This window comes from Enterovibrio gelatinilyticus (assembly GCF_028683095.1).
Taxonomy (GTDB): domain Bacteria; phylum Pseudomonadota; class Gammaproteobacteria; order Enterobacterales; family Vibrionaceae; genus Enterovibrio; species Enterovibrio gelatinilyticus.
Genome location: NZ_JAJUBC010000041.1, coordinates 19,408 through 42,105, shown reverse-complemented (window position 1 = coordinate 42,105; position 22,698 = coordinate 19,408). Strand labels below are relative to the sequence as shown.

The following is a 22,698-nucleotide window of genomic DNA, read 5'->3' as shown; positions in this document are numbered from 1 at the left end:
TGTAAGTAAAATTACAGCGTATAACAGTGTATTAGACCCAAAAATGGTGTGTTTAAACACGCCATTTAGTCCAATAACAACAAACTGCCATTCTACCATTAAGCGTAACGTTCTGTTTTATAAAACTAAGATCTGACCTGAAAAAGTCACGTTGTTAAAAAGTGACAAATCGGTGATTTTGAAGATTATGCACCGTCACCATCAGGGCTGCATATTTAACCAGTACTTGAAATCCCGACAGATACGCTATCGGTCATTAGCCGAGATATGGGAAATTCAGTGGCGCAGAATTTTGATGAGTTTCTACTCTGGCTCAAAAAAGGGGCAGAGCCTTCTTACGCTACCGCCCTTCACTTATCGGCACGCAACACGCCATCACTGTCTGAATTATTCGGCGGGAATGTACCACGAAGTGCATAAAGCAATACTTGATTTTGATCTCAGGGCTGAGCGAGTGATTAACGATTAAACGAAAGATGGGAGCAGAATTTGTTTGGTGAATGGTCACAACACATTATGTAAGTCCACATCGAGGGCCTACATGATGTGTTGTTCAGGTCGCTAAGCGTTGGCGGCTTGCAGCAGGTCTTGCACCTCGTGTGCCTCTGTGGGGCGAACAACGCGAGCGACTTCTACACCGTCTTTTAGCACAATCACTGTTGGCCACAGCTTGACCTTGAAATGACGCCCCAATCGCTTTCCTTTGCCATCAAACACCTTGATGTGCAGCATGGTCGTTGGTTCGAGAATTTCCCTGATGGCAGACTGTGCCCCCTGGCAATGAGTACACCAAGGTGCGCCAAATTCGATGACCGCTAAGCCGGTAAGGTGAGTGACATCCTCAACTGATGGTGCGTCTTCTTCGTAATCAGGTTTAAACCCGATTGTTGATGCTTTCATTGTTTGTTCTTCCTTGAAGCGTGCAAGTTTTGTTGCTGTTGTAAGAGACGTCTCTCAGAACGCATCATTTTCGTGATGCACTGAGATATATAGGTTTCCATCGTTTTCTTGTTGGATGAAAAAGGTAATAGGTCGACAACATACTTGGCAGTCTTCGATGTATTGTTGTCCGCTGTCTTCACTGTCGATAAGCACTTCAATAGATTCGCCGCAATATGGGCAATCAATGACTCTTTCTTCCAGCTCCGTCATTCACGATCTTCCTATTTTCCTTAGCAACCCCACAAGACTGGACATAGTGTCAGTGATGCGCGTTGAGTTGAAACGCAGCATACACGTTAAATCCAACGCTTGATGGCGTCAGCCGTGTCACTTGGATTGGTATTAAAGCAAATGGCGGCTTCAGGGGCTGCCATGTGTGCGGCATTGACCAGACGTTCAAAGACAAGGAAATGGTCGTCATCTCGACGCACGCCGGCACCGATTAGCACACAGTCATAACCTTGATTTTCCAACGCTTTTGTCGCGGTTTCGAATGCCGTTTCACCATCACGAATATAGTGAAGCACCACGTTGTAGCCGAGAGATACTAAATTGTCTCGGTCTCCTTCTAGAGCGGCAAGGAGCTTCTCAGCGCTCATTCCAGGCCATTTGTCGTAGTTAACCACGTCTGGGTGCCAACCGAAAAGTGCGACTTTTTTGTCACTCATAGATCCTCCAATCTCTATTGATTTACGATCCCAATGTATCGTTAATTGGGTGGTGGCTGTTGTCTGATTTATAAGCTTAGGTTATCTATTTGCGACGAGGAATATGTTGTCGCGACACTTGCTACGTAGAAGTCGTGAAGAGGCAGGGAAAGCAAAAGTAGGAAAATCAGAATGAAAAAGGCGAGCAGGCCGACGACCGGTTAACTGCTCGCAAAGCATGGTAACTATAGAATCATTGGACGAGAGGCGTCTCGTATTGAAACGCTCAAAGCCGCGTCATACTTGGTATTAGGTCAGGTTTTTTAGTGGCTCCCATTTACCGTCGTTTTCTGATGAGCGCACAGCGGCGTAAACAAAAGCCATTCCATACGCACCATCTTCAACGGTGGGGTTGCAGAGCGTCAAAGGGTTGGGTGTTTCACCCAAAATGTCATCCACGATGTTAGATGCAAAATCGTAGTAAAGATTGGCAAACGCTTCGCGGTAACCTTCTGGGTGACCAATGGCGACATGAGAGACGCGCTCTCCAGCGGCAGTGAGCCCCGCGCCCCCTTTGGTGAGGACATAAGCCGGTTGATCTAGCGGTTTAACCCGCAGCTCATTGGGCTGTTCCTGATGCCACTCTATGCCCCCTTTGGTGCCATGTAGCGTGACGTTCAAGCCATGAACACCGCCTGCTGCGGCCTGCGTTACCCAAAAAACACCTCTGGCGTTGTTGGGGTAGCGTAGAAGAACTCCGCAATAGTCATCGGCGGTTCGGCCTTCGACCACGGCGGTGACATCGGCACTCAAAGACGCCGCTTCCATCCCCATGACATAGCTTGCCAAATGATAGCTGTGTGTAGCGATGTCTCCCAGAATCAGGGAAGGGCCAGCCAGTTCGGGTTTCATGTGCCAGTTTGACCCAGATAGCTCTGAGTCGGTGAGAGTCGCCAGATGCCCCTGCACATAGTTACTTTGCACCATAGTGATGTTACCGATAACGCCTTGCGCAACCAGCTCTTTCGCTTCTCTCACCATGGGGTAACCGCTGTAACCATAGGCGACACAATATCGTTTTCCTGCGGCCTTAACGCGTTTGACCAAGTCAGCAGATTCCTCTTCCGTCATGGTAAGAGGCTTTTCACAGAAGACATTAAAGCCCGCATCTAAAGCGCGAATTGACAGGATATAATGGCTGTTATTGGGTGTCATGATGGCAAGCGCATCAATTGGGTCATCCACGTTTGCTTCACCAGCAAAGAGGGCATCTGGGTCGCCGTATGGGCGGGCGATCCCCATGGCCTTTCCTGCCGCAATTGAACGTTCAGGGTTCGATGAGAACACGCCAGCGACCACATCGAACTCTTCATGCATGGTCGCTGCTGAACGGTGGATGGAACCGATAAATGAATCAGGGCCGCCACCAATAACACCGAGTCTTAATCGTCTTCCTAACTTGCGGTGTGCCTTACTCATTGTTAAATCCTTTTTTGAAGACAGCGCCCAACCAATGATTGATTCAACGCGTTATCCTGTTGGTTACTTAATAAGTGGTCGACGACGTGCGGCGAGCAGCGCAATGACACGGGCTGCTTCGGCTTGCAGCGCAGGCATGGCTTCACCGGAGAAATACTGACTATCGTATTTGTTGGGCTCTTGCGCCATGCATTCACGAATCGCATTTCCAAAAGCCATGCGAAGGGTGGTGCCAACATTAAATTTTGCAACTCGCTGCTGCTTGAGTTTGAGCAGATCGGGCTCGGCAATACCTGTGGTGCCGTGAATGACCAAAGGTAGCGTTGTCGCCATTTCAATTTGCTTTAACAGCTCGAAGTCGATGGGGCTATTCGCTTCTGTTTTTCGGTGCACATTACCCACAGAGACAGCGAGCGCATCAATCCCACTTTCTTGTGAGTAGACTGTGGCTTCCGCCGGAATAGTGGACATAGACTTGATGTGATCACGCCCTTCTTCGTAGGGTACAGAGCCCAATTCGCCTTCCACGGAGACACCCACCGCGTGCGCAACATCGACCACTTGGCGAGTACGGCGAATGTTTTCTTCCAGCGGCAGTTGTGAGCCATCAAACATCACAGAGCTAAAGCCTGAATGAATGGCGCGATAAACGATTTTTTCTTCGTAGCAATGGTCAAGGTGAACAACCACAGGCACAGAGCTTGCTTTTGCCATAGGCACTAACAGGCCTCCCATGGCTTCTACACCAGCCAGATCTACCATGTCTTTGTTGACGGCAAGAATGACCGGCAATGACAGTGATTCTGCAGCTGCAATAATCGACTTTGCTTCTTCGATACCAAAAACGTTACAGCAGGCCACTGCGCCGTCAGATACCGCAGCACTTGGGAGTAACTCATTCAGATTGACTAGCATCAAACCGTCCTTTATTAATCGCGACTACTTAAATTTAGCAACCATGTCTTTGATACCTGGGATAGTGTGCACTTGATACTCATGATGAGGGTCGAAGTGCTGTACCAGCGATTTACTCGTTTCACCGACGATGATGGTGAAGTAATACATTTCGTACCCTGGTGCGGCGACGGAAGGATGGTAGCCTTTGTCGATGGCTATCACGCTGCCAGTGCGAACATGGTAAACAGGGCCGCAGTCGTCTTCATGTTCATAGAGAAATTGCGCGCCAAAGCCAAAGTCAGGATTGAATCTGAATTGGTAGACTTCCTCGTAGCGCGTTTCAGTGGGCGGACGCTCTTCGTCATGCTTATGAGGAGGGAAACCCGACCAACCGCCAGCGCCTACTGTAAATAGCTCACTGACCATGAGACGTCCGCGCTTGTCGGCGTTTTTCTGCCCAAGGATATGTTTGATTTTACGGTGTGTTTTGGTGTCGTCACTGCCGTATTGGATTTTGTCTGTCTCTTCAGGTTGCACAGCGAAAGCTGAGAGCGCTTGGCCTGCCTCTTGTTCGAAACGACCGCCTGCAATCATCACATCGGCGTTGTCAGACACGCACGTAACGGTCACATTGCTTCCCACTGGGGCATAAACTGCTGAAGGGTCACCGTCCCAAACCGACGCGCGCTTACCAATGCCAGAGAAGGTTTCTTCGCCTACCGTGATGTCACAAGTACCGCCTGCAAGTACAACGGCAGATTCATAATCGTCCAGTTTATAACTGTGGCTTTCGCCTTTGCTCAGGCGAACAGGGTTGAAGTAACAAAGTGGTGTGGTGTCGTCGTTGACACCAACAATTGGCTCATTTTTGTTATCAAATGGTGGGATATGTTTTCCCATGATCTACTCCTTAATCAGTTTCTTTCCGCGTCCTTTCCCCGACAGGTTTGGGGAACTAAGGCTGCGTTGAAAATTGGTATCCGTGGCTTTCCATGAAATCTTTCAATGCAGGCAGAGTCGACATGGCATCTCCGCATGTATCGCCAGTCACATTGATAGCCGCATTCGCAGCGCCCATGGCGGCGGCGTCTCGAAGTGTGTAATGATTGAGCAAAGCAAAAAGGAGCGCTGCGGCGAAGGCATCTCCCGCACCATAGGGTTTTCGCGCCTCGACTTTGAAAATTGGCTGTGAGCGCTTGAGTAAATTGCCGTTGCCATCAAGGCCGAACAGATCGCAGCCTTCCGAGCCTGCTTTGATCACCACCAGTTCCGTACCGCCGCTCAGCAATTCGGAGGCGGCATTGATATGACTCTCCTCGTTATCATGAGGAATACCCATTACTTCGTATTCTTCGCGATTGCCGATAACGACATCACTTAACGATGCCGCTAAGCGATAGTAATGAGCGGGATCTGCCGCTGACGCCCATGAGTACGGTCGATAATCCAAATCCAAGACCACTAAGGTGCCTGACAGCTGCGCCGTTTGCATGGCGGAAAGAGTGGCTTCTCGCGATGGGCTGGTGGAAAGGGCAGTGCCGGAGACAAACAAGCAATGCGCCGACGCGAGATACTCTGCGTCGATGTCGGTTGTCATGAGCGCGAGGTCTGCTGCGTTATTACGATAAATCACCACTTCGGGCTCTGGGCGTAATTCTGCAACGGCAAGACTCGTGCGGTATTCGCCAAACAAGGTTTTCACGCCCGCTAAATCGATGCCTTTCTCGTGCATGTAATGGCGTACATACTGACCTTGGGCATCGTTAGATAGGCAGCCAATGAAGCCTGATTTTGCCCCCAAGGTGGCTAAACCAATCGCCACGTTGGCTGGCGACCCGCCAACACATTTTTTGAAGCTGGTTTCTGTGGTGAAATCCGCACCATCTGTGTTGCCATAGAAATCGACACCCGCGCGACCCAGACAGATCACGTCGAGTGGTCGCTCAATGTTTTTTTCCCAGCCAGAGAGATGAATTTGTGTATCAGTCATAGTCCACCCATATCGCGCCATTGTCAGCAGACTTCACGCAGGCATTGACCAGTTTTACACCGTCAATACCGCCATCAATATCGGGGTACCAATGGCTTTCGAGAAAGGCGTGATCACCACGATCGAATGCATCAATGGCGAGTGCATAACGGTGGTATAGGTTCGCCCATGATTCGAAAAAGCCTTCAGCATGACCACCACCTTGACGGTTGCAAGACACGCCTGGAACGTCATTGTAAAGATAGCCCATGCCGCGTTCGAGAATACGGACTGGCTCTCCTTGTACTTCATATCTGAGCTGGTTGGGGTATTCATCCCACCACTCTAGGCTGGCTTTTTCACCAACAATTCGAATTTTTTGCTGGTGCATAGACCCTGAATTGACGGCACTTGCCCATAACGTGCCAACCGCACCGCCTTCAAAGTTGAAAACCACATGCGCGTTATCTTCAAGAGGTGCACGAGACTCAATGAAGCTCTGGCGCGAACACATCAAAGACTTCACTTTCAAACCCGTGATCAAACCTGCCATGTAGAAAGGGTGGGTGCCACAATCACCAATGATGAAGCTCGGCCCTGAAACCGCTGGGTTCATGCGCCATTTGGCGCCGGGATTGTCTTTTTCAACTTCGAGGTTGTGAAAGCCGTGAGCGAAAGACATTTGAACCACGCGTACCGCACCAATGTCGCCACGTTGAACCATTTCTCTGGCTTGTTGAACCATTGGAAAGCCGGTGTAGCCATACATGACGGCGATCATTTTGTTTTGCTTTTCTGCCAGCGCTTTTAATTCGATGGCTTCTTCTACATGGATCGTTACGGGTTTTTCACACACTACGTGCAGCCCTGCTTCTAGCGCCGCTTTTGCAATTTCGGAGTGAGTGGAGTTCGGCGTGGCGATAGAGACGGCTTGAATGCCGTCTTCGCGCTTTGCTTCTTCCGCAAACATGGTTTTGTAATCGGGGTAGCAGCGGTCGGCGGCGAGCCCGAGATTCATGCCGAACTCTTTGCCACGCTCAGCATTGAGATCGAGTGCGCCAGCAACAAAACTGAACAACCGATCACGCTGCGCGGCGGCACGGTGTGAATAACCTATTTCGCTGCCACGACCGCCGCCGACCATGCCCCAACGAATCGGGGACTCAAAGTGCATTTCTTCATTGAACATAGTGCGCTTCTCCTAAAATCTAATCCGTTAGGTAAAAATTACACGCCACGGCGTTGATGTTTACGGCCTTCTTCCCATTGGTCTCGGGCATTGGCAATGTTTTCGTTGTCGGTGACTTCTGACAAACCCACTTCCCACCATGCGTCACAAGAAGACCACACGGTGTCATCAATGTCGGTGACGATGACATAGGTTTTGTCGGACGCTTTGGCGCGTTCAAACGCCGCTTCAAAATCACTGAGACGTTCCACTTTTTCTGCGTTTGCCCCTAAGCCGCGCGCATGGCTGACGAAATCGACGCGCGGTAAATCGTAGTCACGCTCTGTGGTGCAATCTTCGAGTTGGTTATTAAATGCGGTGTTGCCCGTGTTGGTTTGAAGCTTGCGAATCACCGCGAAGCCGCCGTTATCACACACCAGCACAATCATCTTATGACCCGTGAGCACGGAGCTGTAAATGTCAGAGTTCATCATCAAGTAAGAGCCGTCTCCGACTAGGACGATGGATTCATGGTCTGGACGTGCAATTTTATTGCCCCAGCCTGCTGCAATTTCATAGCCCATACACGAGAAGCCAAACTCGACATCAAGCGAGTAGGGGTAGCTTGCTTGCCAGTTCATGTTGAGTTCAGCAGGTAAACCACCGGCGGCTGTGACAACGCGATCACCTTCGTTTACCAGGGTATTCACTTTGCCAATGATTTGCGCGTATGAGGGGAGATCTGTCTCAGTCGCTGCGGTGCGCTGTTTGACGACAGCTCGCCACTCCGCTGTTTCTGCGGCGGCCTTGTCTACCCAAGCGCTCTGTGTTTGCCAGTTTCCTAAGCGTTCACTGAGCGGCACGATAGCGGCCTTGGCGTCAGAGATGATGGATTGCGCCATGTGTTTTGTGGCGTCAAAACGTCCCGCATTGATGCTAATGAGCTTCATGTCAGGGTCGCGGAAGACGGTCCAAGAACCTGTCGTGAAATCTTGAAGGCGTGTGCCGATAGCGATCACGACATCGGCGTCTTCACACATGTGATTGGCGCTGTTCGACCCTGTTGTGCCGATAGGGCCACAGTTAAGCGGGTGATCGGCACTGAGCAAGGTACGACCCGCAATGGTTTCCACCACCGGAATCTGGTGTTTTTCCGCAAACTGAATCAATGCATTTCGTGCGCCAGAATAGGCCACGCCACCACCTGCAATGATCAGCGGTCGTTTAGCCTTTTTGATGGCTTCGGCGGCTAAATCCAATTCAATGGGTTCAGGTTGAGGGCGACGAATACGGTGCACTTTGGGTGCAAAGAAACTTTCAGGGAAGTCCCATGCTTGGCCTTGCACATCTTGTGGCAGGGCAATCATTGCTGGGCCACAGTCCGCTGGATCTAGCATGGTCGCAATGGCTTGTGGCAGCGCAACCATGAGTTGCGATGGTGCATTGATGCGATCCCAAAAGCGCGTCACGGTTTTAAACGCGTCATTCACCGTGAGTGATGGGTTCGCGAAATGCTCCGTTTGTTGAAGCACTGGGTCAGGCAAACGCGACTGAAAGGTATCACCTGCTAACAACAAAAGCGGTAATCGGTTGGTATGTGCAACCCCTGCCGCGGTGATCATATTGGTTGCTCCGGGGCCAACAGACGAGGTGGCAATGCCGATGCGACGACGCTGATTGGCACGTGCATAAGCCACGGCGGCTAGCGCCATAGATTGCTCGTTTTGTCCGCGCCAAGTTGGAAAGGTAGATTGATTTTCATACAACTGCTGACCAAGGCATGTGACATTACCGTGGCCGAAAATTGCGAATGCACACCCGAATAAAGATTCATTTTTCCCATCAATTTCAATCTGTTGTGCAGCCAAGTAACGGACAAGTGCTTGTGCCGTTGTGAGTCTAATTGTTCCCATCTGTGTTCTCCCACTCAGATTCTTACATCCCTGCTTTGATGAAATAGTAGCCTTGTATTGAAAATGTTTTCAAATGGTAAAGATTAAATAATCAGACATGGCGCACATTTTATATTCAATTTGAGTGACTGAGCGTTTAATGCGCAAATGTGAGACGGCCATTTCGTTGACAAATTGAAATCAATACCATAAATGTTTAAAAAGTGTTAACAACAATTTAAATGTTTTCGCGGCGATGGGGGTATTGGAAACCTAGCGTCATTGAAACACCAAATAGAATGAGTAGAGAGTAGGAGGCTGGCTTTGGAATTAAAAATCGCCAATGCACCGTGTTCATGGGGAATTGAGTTTGCCGATAATCCGGCTAACCCGACATGGCAGACAGTGCTAGATGAAATTGCGGGTGCAGGCTATGGCGCCACAGAGTTGGGGCCGCTTGGTTATTTACCCACTAACAAAGATGAGCTGAGCGCGGCGCTCTCTTCAAGAACGTTAGGTTTAGTGGCTGGGACATTGTTCGTGCATTTACACAAAGCAGAGGAAAGAGAAGCTATTTTCGAAAAAACGCACACAACGTGTCAGATCCTTCAGCAACAGGGGGCTAAGTTTTTGGTGGTCATTGACCATGTGTCTTCACCGCGAACAGACGAAGCTGGGCAAGCCGACACGGCAACACGACTCAATGATGAGCAGTGGGAAGCCATGATGGTGACGTTGAGGGGAGTAGGCGAAATCTGTGCGCAATATGAGGTTACACCAACCCTCCACGCACACGCTGGTACTTATATCGAATATCGCGACGAGTTAGATAAGGCGATGCGAGACCTTGCACCTGAACTGATGTCATTGTGCGTTGATACGGGTCATTGCGTTTATGCCGGCATGGATCCGAGTGAAATACTGCGAACATACAAAGATCGCGTTAAGTATCTACATTTTAAAGACATCAATGCAGACGTTCTCGCGGCGTCAGTGAAAGCGGGAACCGATTTCTATACCGCTATTGGCAACAATATTTTTTGCCCGCTTGGGCAAGGATGTGTCGATTTTTCTGATGTTCGCCAAACCTTGATCGATATTGATTTCAAAGGCTGGGTGACGGTTGAACAGGACACGGATCCTACCGCCAAAAGCGACGCTAAAACAGACGCGGAAAAAAGCCGATCTTTTATTGAAAAAGCGGTTATTCATTAAGCGAATATGCGACGAAACAGGATGTTGTGCATTCATCTGAATTTAGGCTTTAGGCCAGATTAGAAGCAAGGAATTAGGAGGCAAGTATGTCGGTAAAAGAAACCGCGCCAGAAACGGAGACTCAACCAGCAGGTGGAGCAAATGATGAACGAGTTCGTAAGGTTTCCTTTGTAAGCGGGCTGCTATCTCGCCCTGAATTGGGTTCGGTATCAGGTGCAATTTTGGTTTTTGCTTTCTTCGCACTGGTTGCGTGGGATTCAGGCATGTTCAATGCCGACGGCATCATGAACTGGACAACGGTTTCAGCACAGCTAGGGATCATTGCCGTGGGTGCGTGCCTACTGATGATTGCAGGTGAGTTTGACCTCTCTATTGGTTCAATGATTGGTTTTGCTGGGATGATGATTGCGATTCCGGCCGTGTACTGGGGCTGGCCAGCATGGGCTGCGATCCTCTTTGCATTTGCCGGGGCAATGGCAGTCGGCTTTTTGAATGGTTACATCGTGGTGAAAACGGGGCTCCCTTCTTTTATCGTATCACTTGCTTTCCTCTTTATTCTTCGCGGTTTAACCATTGCACTGTCAATCATGCTAACTAACAAAACCATCCTGTCTGGTGTGGGTGATGTGGCTCAAGGTGATTGGTTGGCATCCATGTTTGGTGGCGAAATCGGAACGGGGTTATTCACCTGGCTTGGCAACATTGGTTGGATTGAAACCTACACTGACGGCACGCCTGTGGTCACGGGCATTCCTATGGTCGTTGTGTGGTGGTTCTTGTTGACTGCAGTGTGTTCATTTGTGTTGCTGCGTACTCGCTTTGGTAACTGGATCTTCGCTTCAGGTGGCGATGCTAATGCGGCCAAAAATGTCGGTGTACCGACTGACCGCGTGAAAATCATATTGTTCATGTTTACCGCTTTTTGCGCCACGGTATTTGCGGCTTGTCAGGTATTTGAATTTGGTTCAGCAGCTGCAGATAGGGGCTTGTTGAAAGAGTTTGAGGCCATCATAGCGGCGGTCATCGGTGGTGCGTTGCTCACGGGTGGTTATGGGTCAGTGATTGGTGCTTTCTTTGGCGCATTGATTTTCGGTGTGGTGCAGATGGGTATCTTCTTTACCGGTGTGGATTCAGATTGGTTCCGCGTTTTCCTCGGTGTAATGCTCTTGATTGCAGTGTTGTTCAACAACTTCATTCGCAAGAAAGTCACGAGCGCGAGATAGCAGAGTGTGAATACATCTGACTGTCGAACTGAAAACGGAATTTAGGAGAAACACAATGTCTGAATACATTCTCGAACTAAAAAAAGTCAGCCGTTATTTTGGCTCTGTTATCGCGCTAAAAGACATCGATATGGAAGTCAAAATGGGCGAAGTGCATTGCTTGCTCGGTGATAACGGCGCGGGTAAATCCACGCTAATTAAAACCTTGGCTGGCGTGCATACACCGTCAGAAGGGGAGTTCTTAATGAACGGCGTGCCGGTGAAATTCAAATCACCACGTGATGCGCTGGATGCGGGTATCGCAACCGTTTATCAGGACTTGGCTCTAGTGCCTTTGATGAGCGTTACGCGCAATTTCTTCATGGGAAGGGAGCTGACCAAGCGTATTGGTCCTTTTGAAGTGTTTGATACAGCACGCGCCAATGAAATCGCCAAAGCCGGTATGAAAGACATGGGTATCGATGTACGAGACCCAGAGCACCCGATTGGCACTATGTCTGGCGGTGAACGCCAATGTTTGGCAATTGCACGTGCTATCCATTTTGGCGCAAAAGTGCTGATTCTGGATGAGCCAACCGCCGCGTTGGGTGTGAAGCAGTCAGCCAACGTGCTTAAAGTGATTGCGCGAGCACGTGGTAAAGGGCTTGCGGTTATTTTGATCACGCACAACGTTCACCATGCTTTCCCCATTGCCGACCGTTTTACCTTGCTGAATCGTGGTAAGAGCTTGGGCACATGGCTGAAGAAAAATGTCACGCGAGAGCAAATTCTAGAGATGATGTCCGGTGGACAGGAGCTAGAAACGCTGGAAGCAGAATTAGCAGAATTCGAGCGCGCAGATACTGCCGAAGCGAATTAAGCTTTTAGTAAAGCAATAAAGAGTAAGAAAAGGGCAGCGATATTGCCCGACCAAAACGCCGTGGATAAGTGGACAAAAGGAAAACCTGTCCCTTAGCCATGACATAATAAGTAGATTGGAGAACACTGGATGAATACCCTACTTAGATCTGTAGCAAAGAGAGCATCGGTACTTGTTTTGGCTTTAGCCGCCAGCGTAGGTGCAATGCTTCCTGGCACCGCATTTGCAGAAGGCGAGCGTTTCGTAATGATTAGCCATGCGCCTGATTCAGATTCATGGTGGAACACGATTAAAACGGCGATCAACCAAGCTGGCGATCAGTTAGATGTAGAAGTGGAATACCGTAACCCACCATCAGGTGATTTGGCGGATATGGCACGCATCATCGAACAAGCGGTAGCGTCGAACCCACAAGGCATTATCACAACGATCGCAGACTATGAAGTGCTGAAAGGTCCACTTGAGAAAGCGCGTAAGAAAGGCATTCCAATTGTTACCATGAACTCAGGCACCCATCAGCAAAGTGAAGATTTAGGTGCCATTCTTCACGTGGGTCAACCAGAATATGATGCGGGCTATGGCGCAGGTAAACGTGCGAAGAAAGACGGCGTAACCTCTTTTGTGTGTGTTAACCACTACATCACAAACCCAGCCTCTGTTGAGCGCTGTCAGGGTTTTGCAGATGCATTGGGTGTAGAGCTTGGTAGCCAAATGATCGATGTTGGTCAGGATCCTACGGGTATTGAGAAGAAAGTATCTGCTTACCTTCGTGCAAACCCAGATACGGATGCGGTTCTAACGCTTGGTCCTACATCTGCACACCCAACTATTCGTGCGTTAGAGAAGACGCGTCGTCTAGGCGACATCTACTTCGGTACGTTTGATCTGAGTGGAGAAATCGCTCAAGGCATCAAAGATGGCAATATTCAGTGGGGTATTGACCAACAGCCATTCTTGCAAGGTTATGTACCTGTCATGGTTCTCACCATGTATAACCGCTATGGTATAGCACCTTCAAACAACATTAACTCTGGTCCTGGTTTTGTGACTAAAGAGAATGTTGCAATGGTTGAAGAGTTGGCTGGCGAGTACCGCTAACCACTTGAGCAGTGAAGGGGTGCTATTTCATCCCTTCTAACCCCTTCACTGCTTCAAGAATCCATGCTCTGTCGTTACCCAGAGCCCAAAAATATTAAATGTCGTTGTATGAGTGAAAACAATTTCATTATGATAGTACGTTCGTCAAGGAGCCATTTTCCGACACTCTAAACAGCTCAGCAGGGAAGCATATGACATTCAGTAAGCCTGTTTCGACCGTTGACAGCACACCTGTCAAAAAGCGAAAAGTCACTGTGGTTGAAGTGGCAGAGGCAGCAGGGGTTTCTGTGTCTGCGGTGTCCCGTGCATTTAACCCTGAAGCAAGCATTTCTCGTCCATTGCGAGAGAAGGTGTTTAAAGCGGCGGCTTCACTGAACTACAAACCCAATCGCTTAGCTCGAGGCATTAAATCGCGCTCCAGTCTTGTCGGTATACTGATGACGGACTTCAATAACCCTTTCTATTTGCCTATCCTCAATAGTTTTACGACCGAGATTCAACGCCGAAACTGCCACAGTTTGCTGATCAATGTGAATAGTGACATGGATATTCAAGAAGCCGTTGAGTTGGTGATGGAGTACAACGTGGACGGGCTCATCATTACATCTGCTTCATTGCCTGAGCAATTGGTGGAAGCATGTAAGTCCCAAGATACTCCCGTCGTGATTTTTGGTCGTGATTCGCATGAAAACAGTGTCACTGTGGTGAGTTGTGACAACGTGTTAGCAGGTCGAATGGCGGCAGACATGCTGCTTGATGCCGGTTATGATCGACCTGCATTTGTGGCAGGACCCATTGGCACGTCAGCAACCGTGGATCGCCAACGCGGGTTTATCAGTCGTTTGATGGAGCGTGGTTGCAATCAATGGCAAGTGGTTGAAGGCGGAGAATTTAGTTATGACGCGGGATACGACGCCACACTGCGTATTTTCAAGGGTACTGAGCGCCCTGATGCCATGTTCTATGCCGATGACATCATGGCTTGTGGTGGTATGGATGCTTTACGTTATGAGCTTAACGTGAAGATCCCAGACGACGTGGGTGTTATCGGTGTCGATGATATTCGCTTAGCAAAAAGTCGTTCTTATGACTTGTCTACGATCCGACAACCGAACGATCAGATGATTCTGTCGAGCATTGATGCATTGTTTCAACATATTGCTGATCCGAATCTCCCCGCTCAATCGATTACTCTTCCTTGTGAACCTGTGGTTCGAGGCTCTACGAAAAAAGGGCGCTGAGTCTACGCCGTTGTGTGTGCATTTATCCGTGACGGCATCTCATCGATTTCTGTCACGCTTGGGGATCGTTAAAGATGCTGATAGCATACGCGTCCAATTCGCGTGACATGAACCAGCAATGAACCCATCTCTTCGTTATTTGAATGGCTACCCAGAACATTTAATTTCTCAAGTTGAACCTCTCGTAGAGAGCGGGAAGCTGGGGATGTGGCTGGCTAAGCGTTACCCTGACAAGCATGCTATTACGTCAGAGAAAGCGTTATATGACTATGTTATGGCGTTCAAAAATCAATACCTCAAAAAGTCTTCGCCGATCAGCAAAGTGGTTTTCGATGGAAAAATCCACGTGGTGAACAATGCGCTAGGTCTGCACAGTTTTGTTTCGCGTGTTCATGGTAATAAACTCAAAGCAAAGAACGAGATTCGCATTGCTTCTATGTTTAAGGAAGCGCCTGAACCTTTCTTGCGTATGCTGGTGGTTCATGAATTGGCACACCTTAAAGAGAAAGAACACAACAAAGCTTTTTATCAGCTTTGCTGTCATATTGAACCGGACTATCATCAATTGGAATTTGATGCTCGTTTATACCTTATTCACTTGGAATCGAGTAAAAAAGGATAAAAAACGCGCTCATATGAGCGCGATTTATCGTGAATAGTTTGGCTGGCTATCCAATAGAGAATTTGCCCACGATTTGATTCACGCTCGTTGTGATAGTCGTTAAGCCTTGTGCTTCTCGTGATAACTTCTCAGTGCCAGAAGCCGTACTCTTGCCCAGTTCGTTTAGCTGTTCAATCGCCTGATTGATATTGGTCACCACACCATTCTGTTCTTCTGCTGCGACAGCAATTTGATGATTCATATCACGGATGTTGGACACGGACTCTGTGATAGATACCAGCGCATCGCGCGTTTTGTTCGCTTTTGATGATGTCTCTTCTGCTTCTGTTGCACTCTTACGCATTGATTCGACAGAGCGCTTTGATTCACTTTGAAGTCGTGTGATCAGCGTTTGGATTTCTTCTGTGCTTTGCTGGGTGCGACTGGCAAGGCTTCTAACTTCATCGGCGACAACGGCGAAACCTCGACCTTGTTCACCAGCTCGTGCAGCCTCAATCGCGGCGTTCAAAGCGAGTAAGTTTGTTTGTTCTGCAATGCCTCTAATTGTATCCAGAATGCTACCCACATTTTTGGTTTCGGTTTCTAGATTCTCAATCACTTGGCTGACCTCACCGATATTCCCAACCAAGTTTTCAATACTTTGGCGGGTATCATCTAGCACACTTTGTCCTTCCTGAGAGTAGCGATCCGCTTCATTAGCAACGTCTGACGCTTTTTGAGCGTTCTGAGCAATGTCGTCAACCGTTGCGGTTAATTGATGCATTGCAGTTGCGGTTTGGCTTAGTTGGTCTGCTTGAGATTCGGTGTTTTGTGCAGTCTCTTCCGTTACATTGACCAACGTTCCAGACGCATTGTTTAATGTGTTAACGGAATCAGAAAGTTGAACCACTATTTCTTTAAGATTTCCGTTCATTTCTCCCATTGCAGCATAGATCCCCGTCGCTTCACCTTTGCTATCAAAAGATTGCGTTAAATCTCCTGTGGCGATGTTACGAGCAATTTCTTCTATTTGGCTCGGCTCACCCCCAATCGGCTTACGAATAGCTCGAGTGACAAAGAGGCTTAGAAAAATACCGACAAGGATAGCGAGGCCAGACACTGTAATAACAGTTTGAACCGCAGCTTCACTATCAGATTGAGCTTCAGGCCCGAGAGTGTCCTGTGAGCTTCTTATGGAGGCTTTAAAATCGCTCAGGTTTGTCGTGACTTGAGGGCCAATGACGTCAAGCGTGCCTGATATGCGATCGTTTCTTGTGTGAACAATCTCTGCAGTTTGTTGTAACGCCGAAATATAAGAAATGTGGGCGTTTGCGAAGGCATCGACCATGGCTGTTTCTTCTGTTGAAGTGAGCAGACGTTTTAAGTTATCGAGTGGAGCGGTGACCGCATTCAGTTCTGTCAATGCACGAGCGAGATCGTTGTCTGAGTTACTGATCAGAAATTTGGCAGCAAAGAGCCGTCCTAACAACAGTTTTTCCTGTGCATTCGCTGCATAGAATAGCGAGTCAACCTCACGGTCTGCTGCGGAGTCTTCGATGATTTTGGTCATCATTTGACGCATTTTAAGACCATTAGGGTCCAGGTCTTGACTAACGACTGTATTTCTACTGGCAAAATCTTTAACAACCAAAGCGAATGTCTCACCGTAGGTGGCCATAAGTTGCTTTGACTCATTCAGTTCATTGATTCGGGTGGCATCTGATTCGTGCGAAAGCATGGAGTCAATCACTTGATTGATGCGTTCGATATCATTCTTAACCTTCTCTATTTGAGCAGGGTCTTGGGTTTTCAAAAATTTCAACGCGGATAGTCGAGCGCTAAGAAGTGTCGCTTGAGCTTCACTGGCTTCATTAGAACTTCGAGCGAGCCCGCGATAATCGGTAAAGTTTTTAAATCCTTCTGATAGGCCACCATAACCAATGACAGAAACGACGAGCAACAGAACCAATACTGCAGCAAAAGATACGGTAAGTTGTTGTGCAAGCTTAAGTTTGCTTAACATTTTAGTCTCCCGCTAAAAGGGGGGTAAAAAATAGAGAGCCGCAAAGGGTTTGATCTGCACGAGTGTTCTCAGCTGCAGAAATCACGGTTGTCGGCTTAGATAAACGCTATTTGCTCTTAGAGCGAAGGCTTCTTACAACAAACACAGCTTGTACAGAAAGTATTACTGAGTATGTTGTCACCTAATTAACAAATAGCGCAAAAGTAAGATATTGACCACTTTACATACAGGGATATCCAAATATAAGGATGTGCATTTCTGCTCGAAGTTACTCGCTAAACTACGTTGCCCAGAAAGGGCTTTTAACTCTCTCAAATAGCAAATCTACAAAAATGGCCCACGTAACCGTATAGAAAAGAACGACAGGACGATAATGCTCATCGAAAGATTGCCCTATAGCATCGATGTGTTGTTAATCGCATTATTTTTCAATTAATTACATGTATTACAGGTCACATTTCCTTATGGTTAGCGCTAATATAGTAAACGTAATTCTTTACTATGTTAGCGTTATGCGCAGGAGAGGGATAAATGACAACCGAGCAGAATTACGGGTATTTTTTAAGGCGAGTAGCGCTACTTGGCTTCCCTCTGGTGTTGCAAAGCCTGTTGTTTAGTAGTGCAGGTTTTATCGATAGCCTTCTGGTGAGTCAATTGGGGACACAGGAAGTGGCGGCATCTAGTATTGGTGCGCGTGTGTTCTGGTTCGCAGGGATTTTTATTTGGGGTATGGGCACTGGCATGGGAGTGCTACTCGCTCAATATTGGGGAGCGAAAGATGAACAGGGCCTGAGAAGAAACTTTGCACTTGGGTCAACGTTTTCCACATTGGCTTCAGCTTTGATTTTCTCTCTTTGTTGGTTTTTCCCGTCAACTATTCCTTCTTTGTTTAAAGTGTCAGGTGAAACCGCCACGTTAGCTGCGGATTATCTGCAAATCATCAGTATCGCACTACTGCTTGCAGGGCCAACGATTTCTATGGATTCGGCGCTTCGTTCACTGGGTAAAACCAAAGTGACACTGTATATGTCTATTGCCGAGATTGGCGTAAACATTGGTTTGAGTTTCGTTTTGATCTTTGGTTACTTTGGCATGCCTGAAATGGGCTTAATGGGGGCGGGCGTAGGCACCTTGAGTGCGAGGGTTTTGCGTGTCGTACTTTCCGTTTTAACCATTCACTTTTTTAATCCCGTTTTGATATTAAAGCCTAAAGATTTTGCATTTAGTCTTAATACGGTAAAACGCTACCTCAATATTACTGCTCCTATCATTGCAGGGAGTTTGATGTGGAGTGGGGGCATTTTTACCTATCAACTTATTATGGGCCGGATGGGCGAGACTGAACTCGCAACAATGGCTATTATTTCTTCTCTTGAAGCGATGACATTATGCGTTGCTTCGGGTTTGTCTGGTGCAACTGCCATCATTGTAGGCAATGCTCTGGGCGCAAATAAGTTGGCGACCAGCGAACGTTATGCGCGTTATGCGCTTGCTACGTCCGCGAGTGTAGGCACGCTTTGTGCTGTGCTAGTACTACTCTCCCAGGGTGTCATTTTGTCGCTATATACCCAAGTTAGTGCGGATGTGATTGCTTTGGCGGCGCTTTGCTTCCCAGTTCTAGCGGTGAGCACTGTTGTTCGGAATATTAATATTACGCTTATCGTTGGCGTTTTACGCGCAGGTGGCGATGCCAAATTTTGTATGAATATGGATGTGGTATGTCAATGGATGTGGGCGGTTCCTATGACTGCACTGGCTGCTATGTGGTTTGAACTTCCGTTGCAGTATGTCTTTTTGATGATGACCTCAGAAGAGATTGTAAAACTCTATCCGACGATCAAACGAGTATTCGGGAATAAGTGGGTGAACAACTTGACTGAAGACAAAGCCGCGAGTGCTTAGCCAGTCATCAGTATACCGAGCATCTTGACGTTGCTTGGGTATACGCAACCAATTTGTCTGAAAATTAACACACAAAGCCTTATTGTCTGGATGTTTTACAGTCCTCGCAATATTCTCATTTATTAAGCAAAAACTGCCACTAAATTTGTCATTTATTAAGGGCTGACTCATGTTGAGTCATGCTTTCTTAGTTAGTTGGTTAGTTTTGATTAACGAAAAATGATGACTTTATACTGAACATTGTCCCTTGGTATTGCTGCTGAGTGTCTTGTCATTAAAACTCTTGTCACAAGCACCGCTGAATGAATGTTAGTGATCTCTAATTTGAGATTAGGGTTTGATGCTGAGACTGCGATTTGGGCTCCTATGTCCATAGTACCTCTTTGCTTTTTTAATTCGTCATGCATTCAGCGCCATATAAAGCAGAGTTAAAAGAGGACAGGGACATGGCAACGATTGATGGTACCAGCGGCGCAGACTTCTTGTATGGTTCAGACACTACTTCGCCTAATTTGTTAATGAACGGCGACTTTGAAGCTTGGGGTAATGACAGCAGCGACCAATGGGGTTTGTTTCACGACCACCAAGTTGCAGGTTGGTACACGCCAGGCAGTATGAAAATTGAGCTTCAACAAGGCGATTTCGGCGGTACACCAGACAATGATGCGTCAAATACTGTCCTTGAGTTGGACTCAACTGGTAACACTTGGGTGCAACAAGATATCGATGTCACTAACCTGACTACGGACGGCGATGCATCTATGACGCTGTCTTTTGATTATGCCAACCGCTATAAAGGTGATAATCACTCGACAAGTCAATTCCAAGTTAAAGTGATGGATAACGACGGCAACGTGCTGTACACCAAGTACTTTGACAATACCCAGTCTAATGAAAGCTACCTTAACTTCGACGTTGACTTCTCGGTTCCTCAGGGAACAACGGGCGTCACTTTGCGTTTTGAAGGTAAAGGCCAATCAGACAGCTATGGCGCTTTGATCGACAATGTATCCCTGACCAACAATGCATCAGGTAGCCTTGATGATACGATCAACGGCTTTGAAGGCGATGATCACATTGATGGCGGCCAAGGCAATGACACGTTATACGGTGGTGAAGGAAGCGACACCATTAAAGGTGGTGAAGGCGACGATACCATCTACGGAAACAATGGCTTTAGCGACGGTACGCGTGAGTTATTAATTAATGGTGATTTTGAAAACGGCTACGGCGACAACACCACTAACCAATGGGGTTTGTTTCATGACCACCAAGTGACGGGTTGGTATACGCCGGGCACCAATAAAATCGAGCTTCAGCAAGGTACGTTTGGCGGCACGCCACAAAACGACGTGACCAACACTGTGCTAGAACTTGATAGCCACAGAAACACTTGGGTGCAGCAGGATGTAAACATTACGGGTCTTGCTGATGATGGTGACGCAGTACTGTCCTTGAGCTTTGATCACGCGAACCGTTATCGTGGTAGCGACCATTCAACCAGCCAATTTGAAGTCAAAGTGTTCGACCAAGAAGGCAAGGTTATCTACTCGAAGTATTTTGATAACACGCAAGCCAATGACCACTATGTATCGTTTAACGCTGACATTGTTATTCCTCAAGGCGTAGACTTTGTGACTATCCGTTTTGAAGCGGAAGGTCGATCAGATAGCTATGGTGCGTTGATCGATAATGTGTCACTTAAACAAAAAGTAAACGTTGAAGATGACAATGACACCATTTCTGGCGGTGCCGGTAATGACACCATTTACGGTGAGAAAGGCGACGATACGATCGATGGCGGTGCGGGTGATGACACCATTTTTGGTGGTAATGAATCAACCCGCGTTTTTGAACTCTCTCATCAAGATGATGCCACTGTATATACACTTCAAGGCGAAGATGAAGTCACGATTTCATTGAGTGATTTTACCCATAGTGCTGCATATAACAATAGTGTCGGTTACTACGTATTTGACGAAAATGGCAACGTTATTCGTGCAGCTGTAATTGTTGATAATGTAAAAAATATCACAGACGTGAGCGTTGACATTGATGTCTCTGGAGGCGCTTCATTTGGAATGTTCCTTATCCCAAATGGCGACCGTAAAGGTTTTGATGTAGGAGACGTGGAAATCGACCTGTCTGGGTCTAGCTCTACTATCACTCAAGGTAGTGCGAGTTCGGTGGTTTATGTATCAAATGCCGCAGAAAATGGCGATGGAAACGACCACGAAAATGTAGACGGCAACACGTCATCATGGGAAGACCTTTGGAATTTGGGTGACCGTGACTTCAATGACACAACCTTTAGCATTACGGTTGAGCAAAAGAAAGTGTACTCAGACAATGACACTATCAATGGTGGCGAAGGTAACGACGTTATCAACGGTGGTGGCGGTGACGATGTGATACACGGCGACGCTGGTGAAGACAATATCAAAGGCGGAAACGGCGATGATATTTTGTATGGCGATGCGGGTGATGATGTTATCAACGGCGGCAACGGCAATGACACCATATACGGTGGTGATGGCGACGACCTTCTCATTGGAGCAGGTGGTGATGACTCGCTGTACGGTGGCGCAGGTAATGATGTGCTGAGAGCAGGTTATGACAACGACATCGTGATGGATGGTGGTGCAGGTCTCGATCTATATCAAGGTAGTGAAGGTAATGACACCATGTTCTTCGACCAAGAAGATTTCTCTGATATCGCCTTCTTGCAAGAACACGGCACCATTTATATTGGTAATCGCGGGTTTGACCAATTGATTGTTGAAGGCGATGCGAATGTTGACTTAACGGGTGAATCCTACGGTGTTGCTGATGATGCCCTTAAACCCATTGCCAATGTTGAAGCGGTTGTTGCCGGTGAGGGCGAACAAACAGTGACAGCAAACGCGTTTGCGATTGCGGCTCAGTCTGACCCACTGCAATCTGAAACACTCGTTGATCCTGGCGATTGGAACGGATTTGTTGCTTACTTGGGCGAAGGTGACGATGTCTTTAATTTGGATGCGTCGGGCTGGACCTATGATGAGTCAGCTACGCCAACGGCAGAATTGTCTGCGGATATGATTGCGTTTATGGATCTAACTGCTGCTCAGGCTAGCGAATTAGATGCGTATGTCTTTACATATTCTTCTGGTACTTCAGTGACCATCTGGACTGATGCAGAAAAAGTCTATCAAAATGGTATTGAAGTTGGTGATGACATCTTCAACGTGAACTAAACCTTGTTCAAGTGAATCATCTAAGCCCAGCCAAGTGCTGGGCTTTTCTATTTCCGTCCATATTTCATCTGCTCATTGGTAGCAAATAATTATCGGTCTCATACTTTACTGCACATCAGGCGATGCCAAGACCATTTTTCTCTCGTTTCAAACAGCCTATGTTGATACAAAATTTAGTCCCCCTGACGGTTAAAACCTGTAATCACAGGAACCTATACACAGTGCCGACAGACTGTATTATTTTGATGCTTTACTAATCAGTACACTGGTACTTCATTGCTTTACTCATTATTTCTTATTAATCCA

The 22,698-nt window shown here is 47.6% G+C and carries 19 protein-coding genes; 9 read left to right on the top strand and 10 right to left on the bottom strand.

Annotation, left to right across the window (positions count from 1 at the left end; genetic code table 11):
• Positions 1-279: 279 nt before the first annotated feature.
• On the top strand, positions 280-420 hold the full coding sequence (locus tag LRP50_RS23470) for a hypothetical protein (RefSeq protein ID WP_274166849.1): 141 nt from the start codon (positions 280-282) through the stop codon (positions 418-420).
• Positions 421-561: 141 nt separating this feature from the next.
• Here LRP50_RS23470 and LRP50_RS23465 read toward each other — a convergent pair whose 3' ends face one another.
• From LRP50_RS23465 to iolD, 9 genes are all read right to left on the bottom strand, one after another.
• The gene (locus LRP50_RS23465; protein ID WP_274166848.1) at positions 562-900 is read right to left on the bottom strand and encodes a thioredoxin family protein; all 339 of its coding nucleotides are present in this window, start codon (positions 898-900) and stop codon (positions 562-564) included.
• Positions 901-954: 54 nt separating this feature from the next.
• Positions 955-1,152, bottom strand: coding sequence for a CPXCG motif-containing cysteine-rich protein (locus tag LRP50_RS23460; RefSeq protein WP_274166847.1), 198 nt, complete (start codon positions 1,150-1,152; stop codon positions 955-957).
• Between the two features lie 86 nt (positions 1,153-1,238).
• Positions 1,239-1,610 (bottom strand): hypothetical protein, encoded by a 372-nt coding sequence (locus LRP50_RS23455; RefSeq protein WP_274166846.1) that lies wholly within the window; start codon positions 1,608-1,610, stop codon positions 1,239-1,241.
• Between the two features lie 288 nt (positions 1,611-1,898).
• The gene (locus LRP50_RS23450; protein WP_274166845.1) at positions 1,899-3,068 is read right to left on the bottom strand and encodes a Gfo/Idh/MocA family protein; all 1,170 of its coding nucleotides are present in this window, start codon (positions 3,066-3,068) and stop codon (positions 1,899-1,901) included.
• 63 nt (positions 3,069-3,131) lie between these two features.
• Positions 3,132-3,983: a class II fructose-bisphosphate aldolase gene (locus LRP50_RS23445; protein ID WP_274166844.1), complete on the bottom strand. Its 852-nt coding sequence runs from the start codon at positions 3,981-3,983 to the stop codon at positions 3,132-3,134.
• Positions 3,984-4,007: 24 nt separating this feature from the next.
• Positions 4,008-4,865, bottom strand: a complete 858-nt coding sequence (locus tag LRP50_RS23440; protein WP_274166843.1) for a 5-deoxy-glucuronate isomerase — start codon at positions 4,863-4,865, stop codon at positions 4,008-4,010.
• Positions 4,866-4,920: 55 nt separating this feature from the next.
• Positions 4,921-5,955 (bottom strand): 5-dehydro-2-deoxygluconokinase, encoded by a 1,035-nt coding sequence (gene iolC / locus LRP50_RS23435; RefSeq protein WP_274166842.1) that lies wholly within the window; start codon positions 5,953-5,955, stop codon positions 4,921-4,923.
• The gene (locus LRP50_RS23430; RefSeq protein WP_274166841.1) at positions 5,948-7,123 is read right to left on the bottom strand and encodes a Gfo/Idh/MocA family protein; all 1,176 of its coding nucleotides are present in this window, start codon (positions 7,121-7,123) and stop codon (positions 5,948-5,950) included. Before LRP50_RS23430 ends, iolC begins: the two co-directional genes overlap by 8 nt.
• A gap of 38 nt (positions 7,124-7,161) precedes the next feature.
• A complete protein-coding gene (iolD, locus tag LRP50_RS23425) occupies positions 7,162-9,015 on the bottom strand; it encodes a 3D-(3,5/4)-trihydroxycyclohexane-1,2-dione acylhydrolase (decyclizing) (RefSeq protein WP_274166840.1) in 1,854 nt (617 codons plus the stop codon).
• Positions 9,016-9,318: 303 nt separating this feature from the next.
• On the opposite strand from iolD, the gene LRP50_RS23420 reads away from it, so the two are divergent.
• The 6 genes from LRP50_RS23420 to LRP50_RS23395 all read left to right on the top strand — a co-directional run bounded on the left by LRP50_RS23420 (position 9,319) and on the right by LRP50_RS23395 (position 15,252).
• A complete protein-coding gene (locus LRP50_RS23420) occupies positions 9,319-10,209 on the top strand; it encodes a TIM barrel protein (RefSeq protein WP_274166839.1) in 891 nt (296 codons plus the stop codon).
• Positions 10,210-10,295: 86 nt separating this feature from the next.
• On the top strand, positions 10,296-11,432 hold the full coding sequence (locus tag LRP50_RS23415; protein WP_274166838.1) for an ABC transporter permease: 1,137 nt from the start codon (positions 10,296-10,298) through the stop codon (positions 11,430-11,432).
• Positions 11,433-11,487: 55 nt separating this feature from the next.
• Positions 11,488-12,291 (top strand): ATP-binding cassette domain-containing protein, encoded by an 804-nt coding sequence (locus LRP50_RS23410; RefSeq protein ID WP_274166837.1) that lies wholly within the window; start codon positions 11,488-11,490, stop codon positions 12,289-12,291.
• A 129-nt stretch (positions 12,292-12,420) separates the two neighbouring features.
• The gene (locus tag LRP50_RS23405; RefSeq protein ID WP_274166836.1) at positions 12,421-13,389 is read left to right on the top strand and encodes a sugar ABC transporter substrate-binding protein; all 969 of its coding nucleotides are present in this window, start codon (positions 12,421-12,423) and stop codon (positions 13,387-13,389) included.
• Positions 13,390-13,580: 191 nt separating this feature from the next.
• The gene (locus tag LRP50_RS23400) at positions 13,581-14,630 is read left to right on the top strand and encodes a LacI family DNA-binding transcriptional regulator (protein ID WP_274166835.1); all 1,050 of its coding nucleotides are present in this window, start codon (positions 13,581-13,583) and stop codon (positions 14,628-14,630) included.
• 118 nt (positions 14,631-14,748) lie between these two features.
• Positions 14,749-15,252, top strand: coding sequence for a M48 metallopeptidase family protein (locus tag LRP50_RS23395; protein ID WP_274166834.1), 504 nt, complete (start codon positions 14,749-14,751; stop codon positions 15,250-15,252).
• 46 nt (positions 15,253-15,298) lie between these two features.
• Here the strand turns inward: LRP50_RS23395 and LRP50_RS23390 are convergent, their stop codons facing one another.
• Positions 15,299-17,254 (bottom strand): methyl-accepting chemotaxis protein, encoded by a 1,956-nt coding sequence (locus LRP50_RS23390; RefSeq protein ID WP_274166833.1) that lies wholly within the window; start codon positions 17,252-17,254, stop codon positions 15,299-15,301.
• 531 nt (positions 17,255-17,785) lie between these two features.
• Here LRP50_RS23390 and LRP50_RS23385 point away from each other — a divergent pair.
• Together LRP50_RS23385 and LRP50_RS23380 are read left to right on the top strand one after the other, a co-directional pair.
• Positions 17,786-19,156, top strand: coding sequence for an MATE family efflux transporter (locus LRP50_RS23385; protein WP_274166832.1), 1,371 nt, complete (start codon positions 17,786-17,788; stop codon positions 19,154-19,156).
• Between the two features lie 446 nt (positions 19,157-19,602).
• On the top strand, positions 19,603-22,392 hold the full coding sequence (locus LRP50_RS23380; RefSeq protein ID WP_274166831.1) for a calcium-binding protein: 2,790 nt from the start codon (positions 19,603-19,605) through the stop codon (positions 22,390-22,392).
• The last annotated feature ends 306 nt before the right edge of the window (positions 22,393-22,698 follow it).

Bases quoted from the DNA above. Each gene is read 5' to 3' on its own strand.
- LRP50_RS23465 (WP_274166848.1), bottom strand. From the start codon at position 900: ATGAAAGCATCAACAATCGGGTTTAAACCTGATTACGAAGAAGACGCA.
- LRP50_RS23460 (WP_274166847.1), bottom strand. From the start codon at position 1,152: ATGACGGAGCTGGAAGAAAGAGTCATTGATTGCCCATATTGCGGCGAA.
- LRP50_RS23455 (WP_274166846.1), bottom strand. From the start codon at position 1,610: ATGAGTGACAAAAAAGTCGCACTTTTCGGTTGGCACCCAGACGTGGTT.
- LRP50_RS23450 (WP_274166845.1), bottom strand. From the start codon at position 3,068: ATGAGTAAGGCACACCGCAAGTTAGGAAGACGATTAAGACTCGGTGTT.
- LRP50_RS23445 (WP_274166844.1), bottom strand. From the start codon at position 3,983: ATGCTAGTCAATCTGAATGAGTTACTCCCAAGTGCTGCGGTATCTGAC.
- LRP50_RS23440 (WP_274166843.1), bottom strand. From the start codon at position 4,865: ATGGGAAAACATATCCCACCATTTGATAACAAAAATGAGCCAATTGTT.
- iolC (WP_274166842.1), bottom strand. From the start codon at position 5,955: ATGACTGATACACAAATTCATCTCTCTGGCTGGGAAAAAAACATTGAG.
- LRP50_RS23430 (WP_274166841.1), bottom strand. From the start codon at position 7,123: ATGTTCAATGAAGAAATGCACTTTGAGTCCCCGATTCGTTGGGGCATG.
- iolD (WP_274166840.1), bottom strand. From the start codon at position 9,015: ATGGGAACAATTAGACTCACAACGGCACAAGCACTTGTCCGTTACTTG.
- LRP50_RS23415 (WP_274166838.1), top strand. From the start codon at position 10,296: ATGTCGGTAAAAGAAACCGCGCCAGAAACGGAGACTCAACCAGCAGGT.
- LRP50_RS23410 (WP_274166837.1), top strand. From the start codon at position 11,488: ATGTCTGAATACATTCTCGAACTAAAAAAAGTCAGCCGTTATTTTGGC.
- LRP50_RS23405 (WP_274166836.1), top strand. From the start codon at position 12,421: ATGAATACCCTACTTAGATCTGTAGCAAAGAGAGCATCGGTACTTGTT.
- LRP50_RS23400 (WP_274166835.1), top strand. From the start codon at position 13,581: ATGACATTCAGTAAGCCTGTTTCGACCGTTGACAGCACACCTGTCAAA.
- LRP50_RS23395 (WP_274166834.1), top strand. From the start codon at position 14,749: ATGAACCCATCTCTTCGTTATTTGAATGGCTACCCAGAACATTTAATT.
- LRP50_RS23390 (WP_274166833.1), bottom strand. From the start codon at position 17,254: ATGTTAAGCAAACTTAAGCTTGCACAACAACTTACCGTATCTTTTGCT.
- LRP50_RS23385 (WP_274166832.1), top strand. From the start codon at position 17,786: ATGACAACCGAGCAGAATTACGGGTATTTTTTAAGGCGAGTAGCGCTA.
- LRP50_RS23380 (WP_274166831.1), top strand. From the start codon at position 19,603: ATGGCAACGATTGATGGTACCAGCGGCGCAGACTTCTTGTATGGTTCA.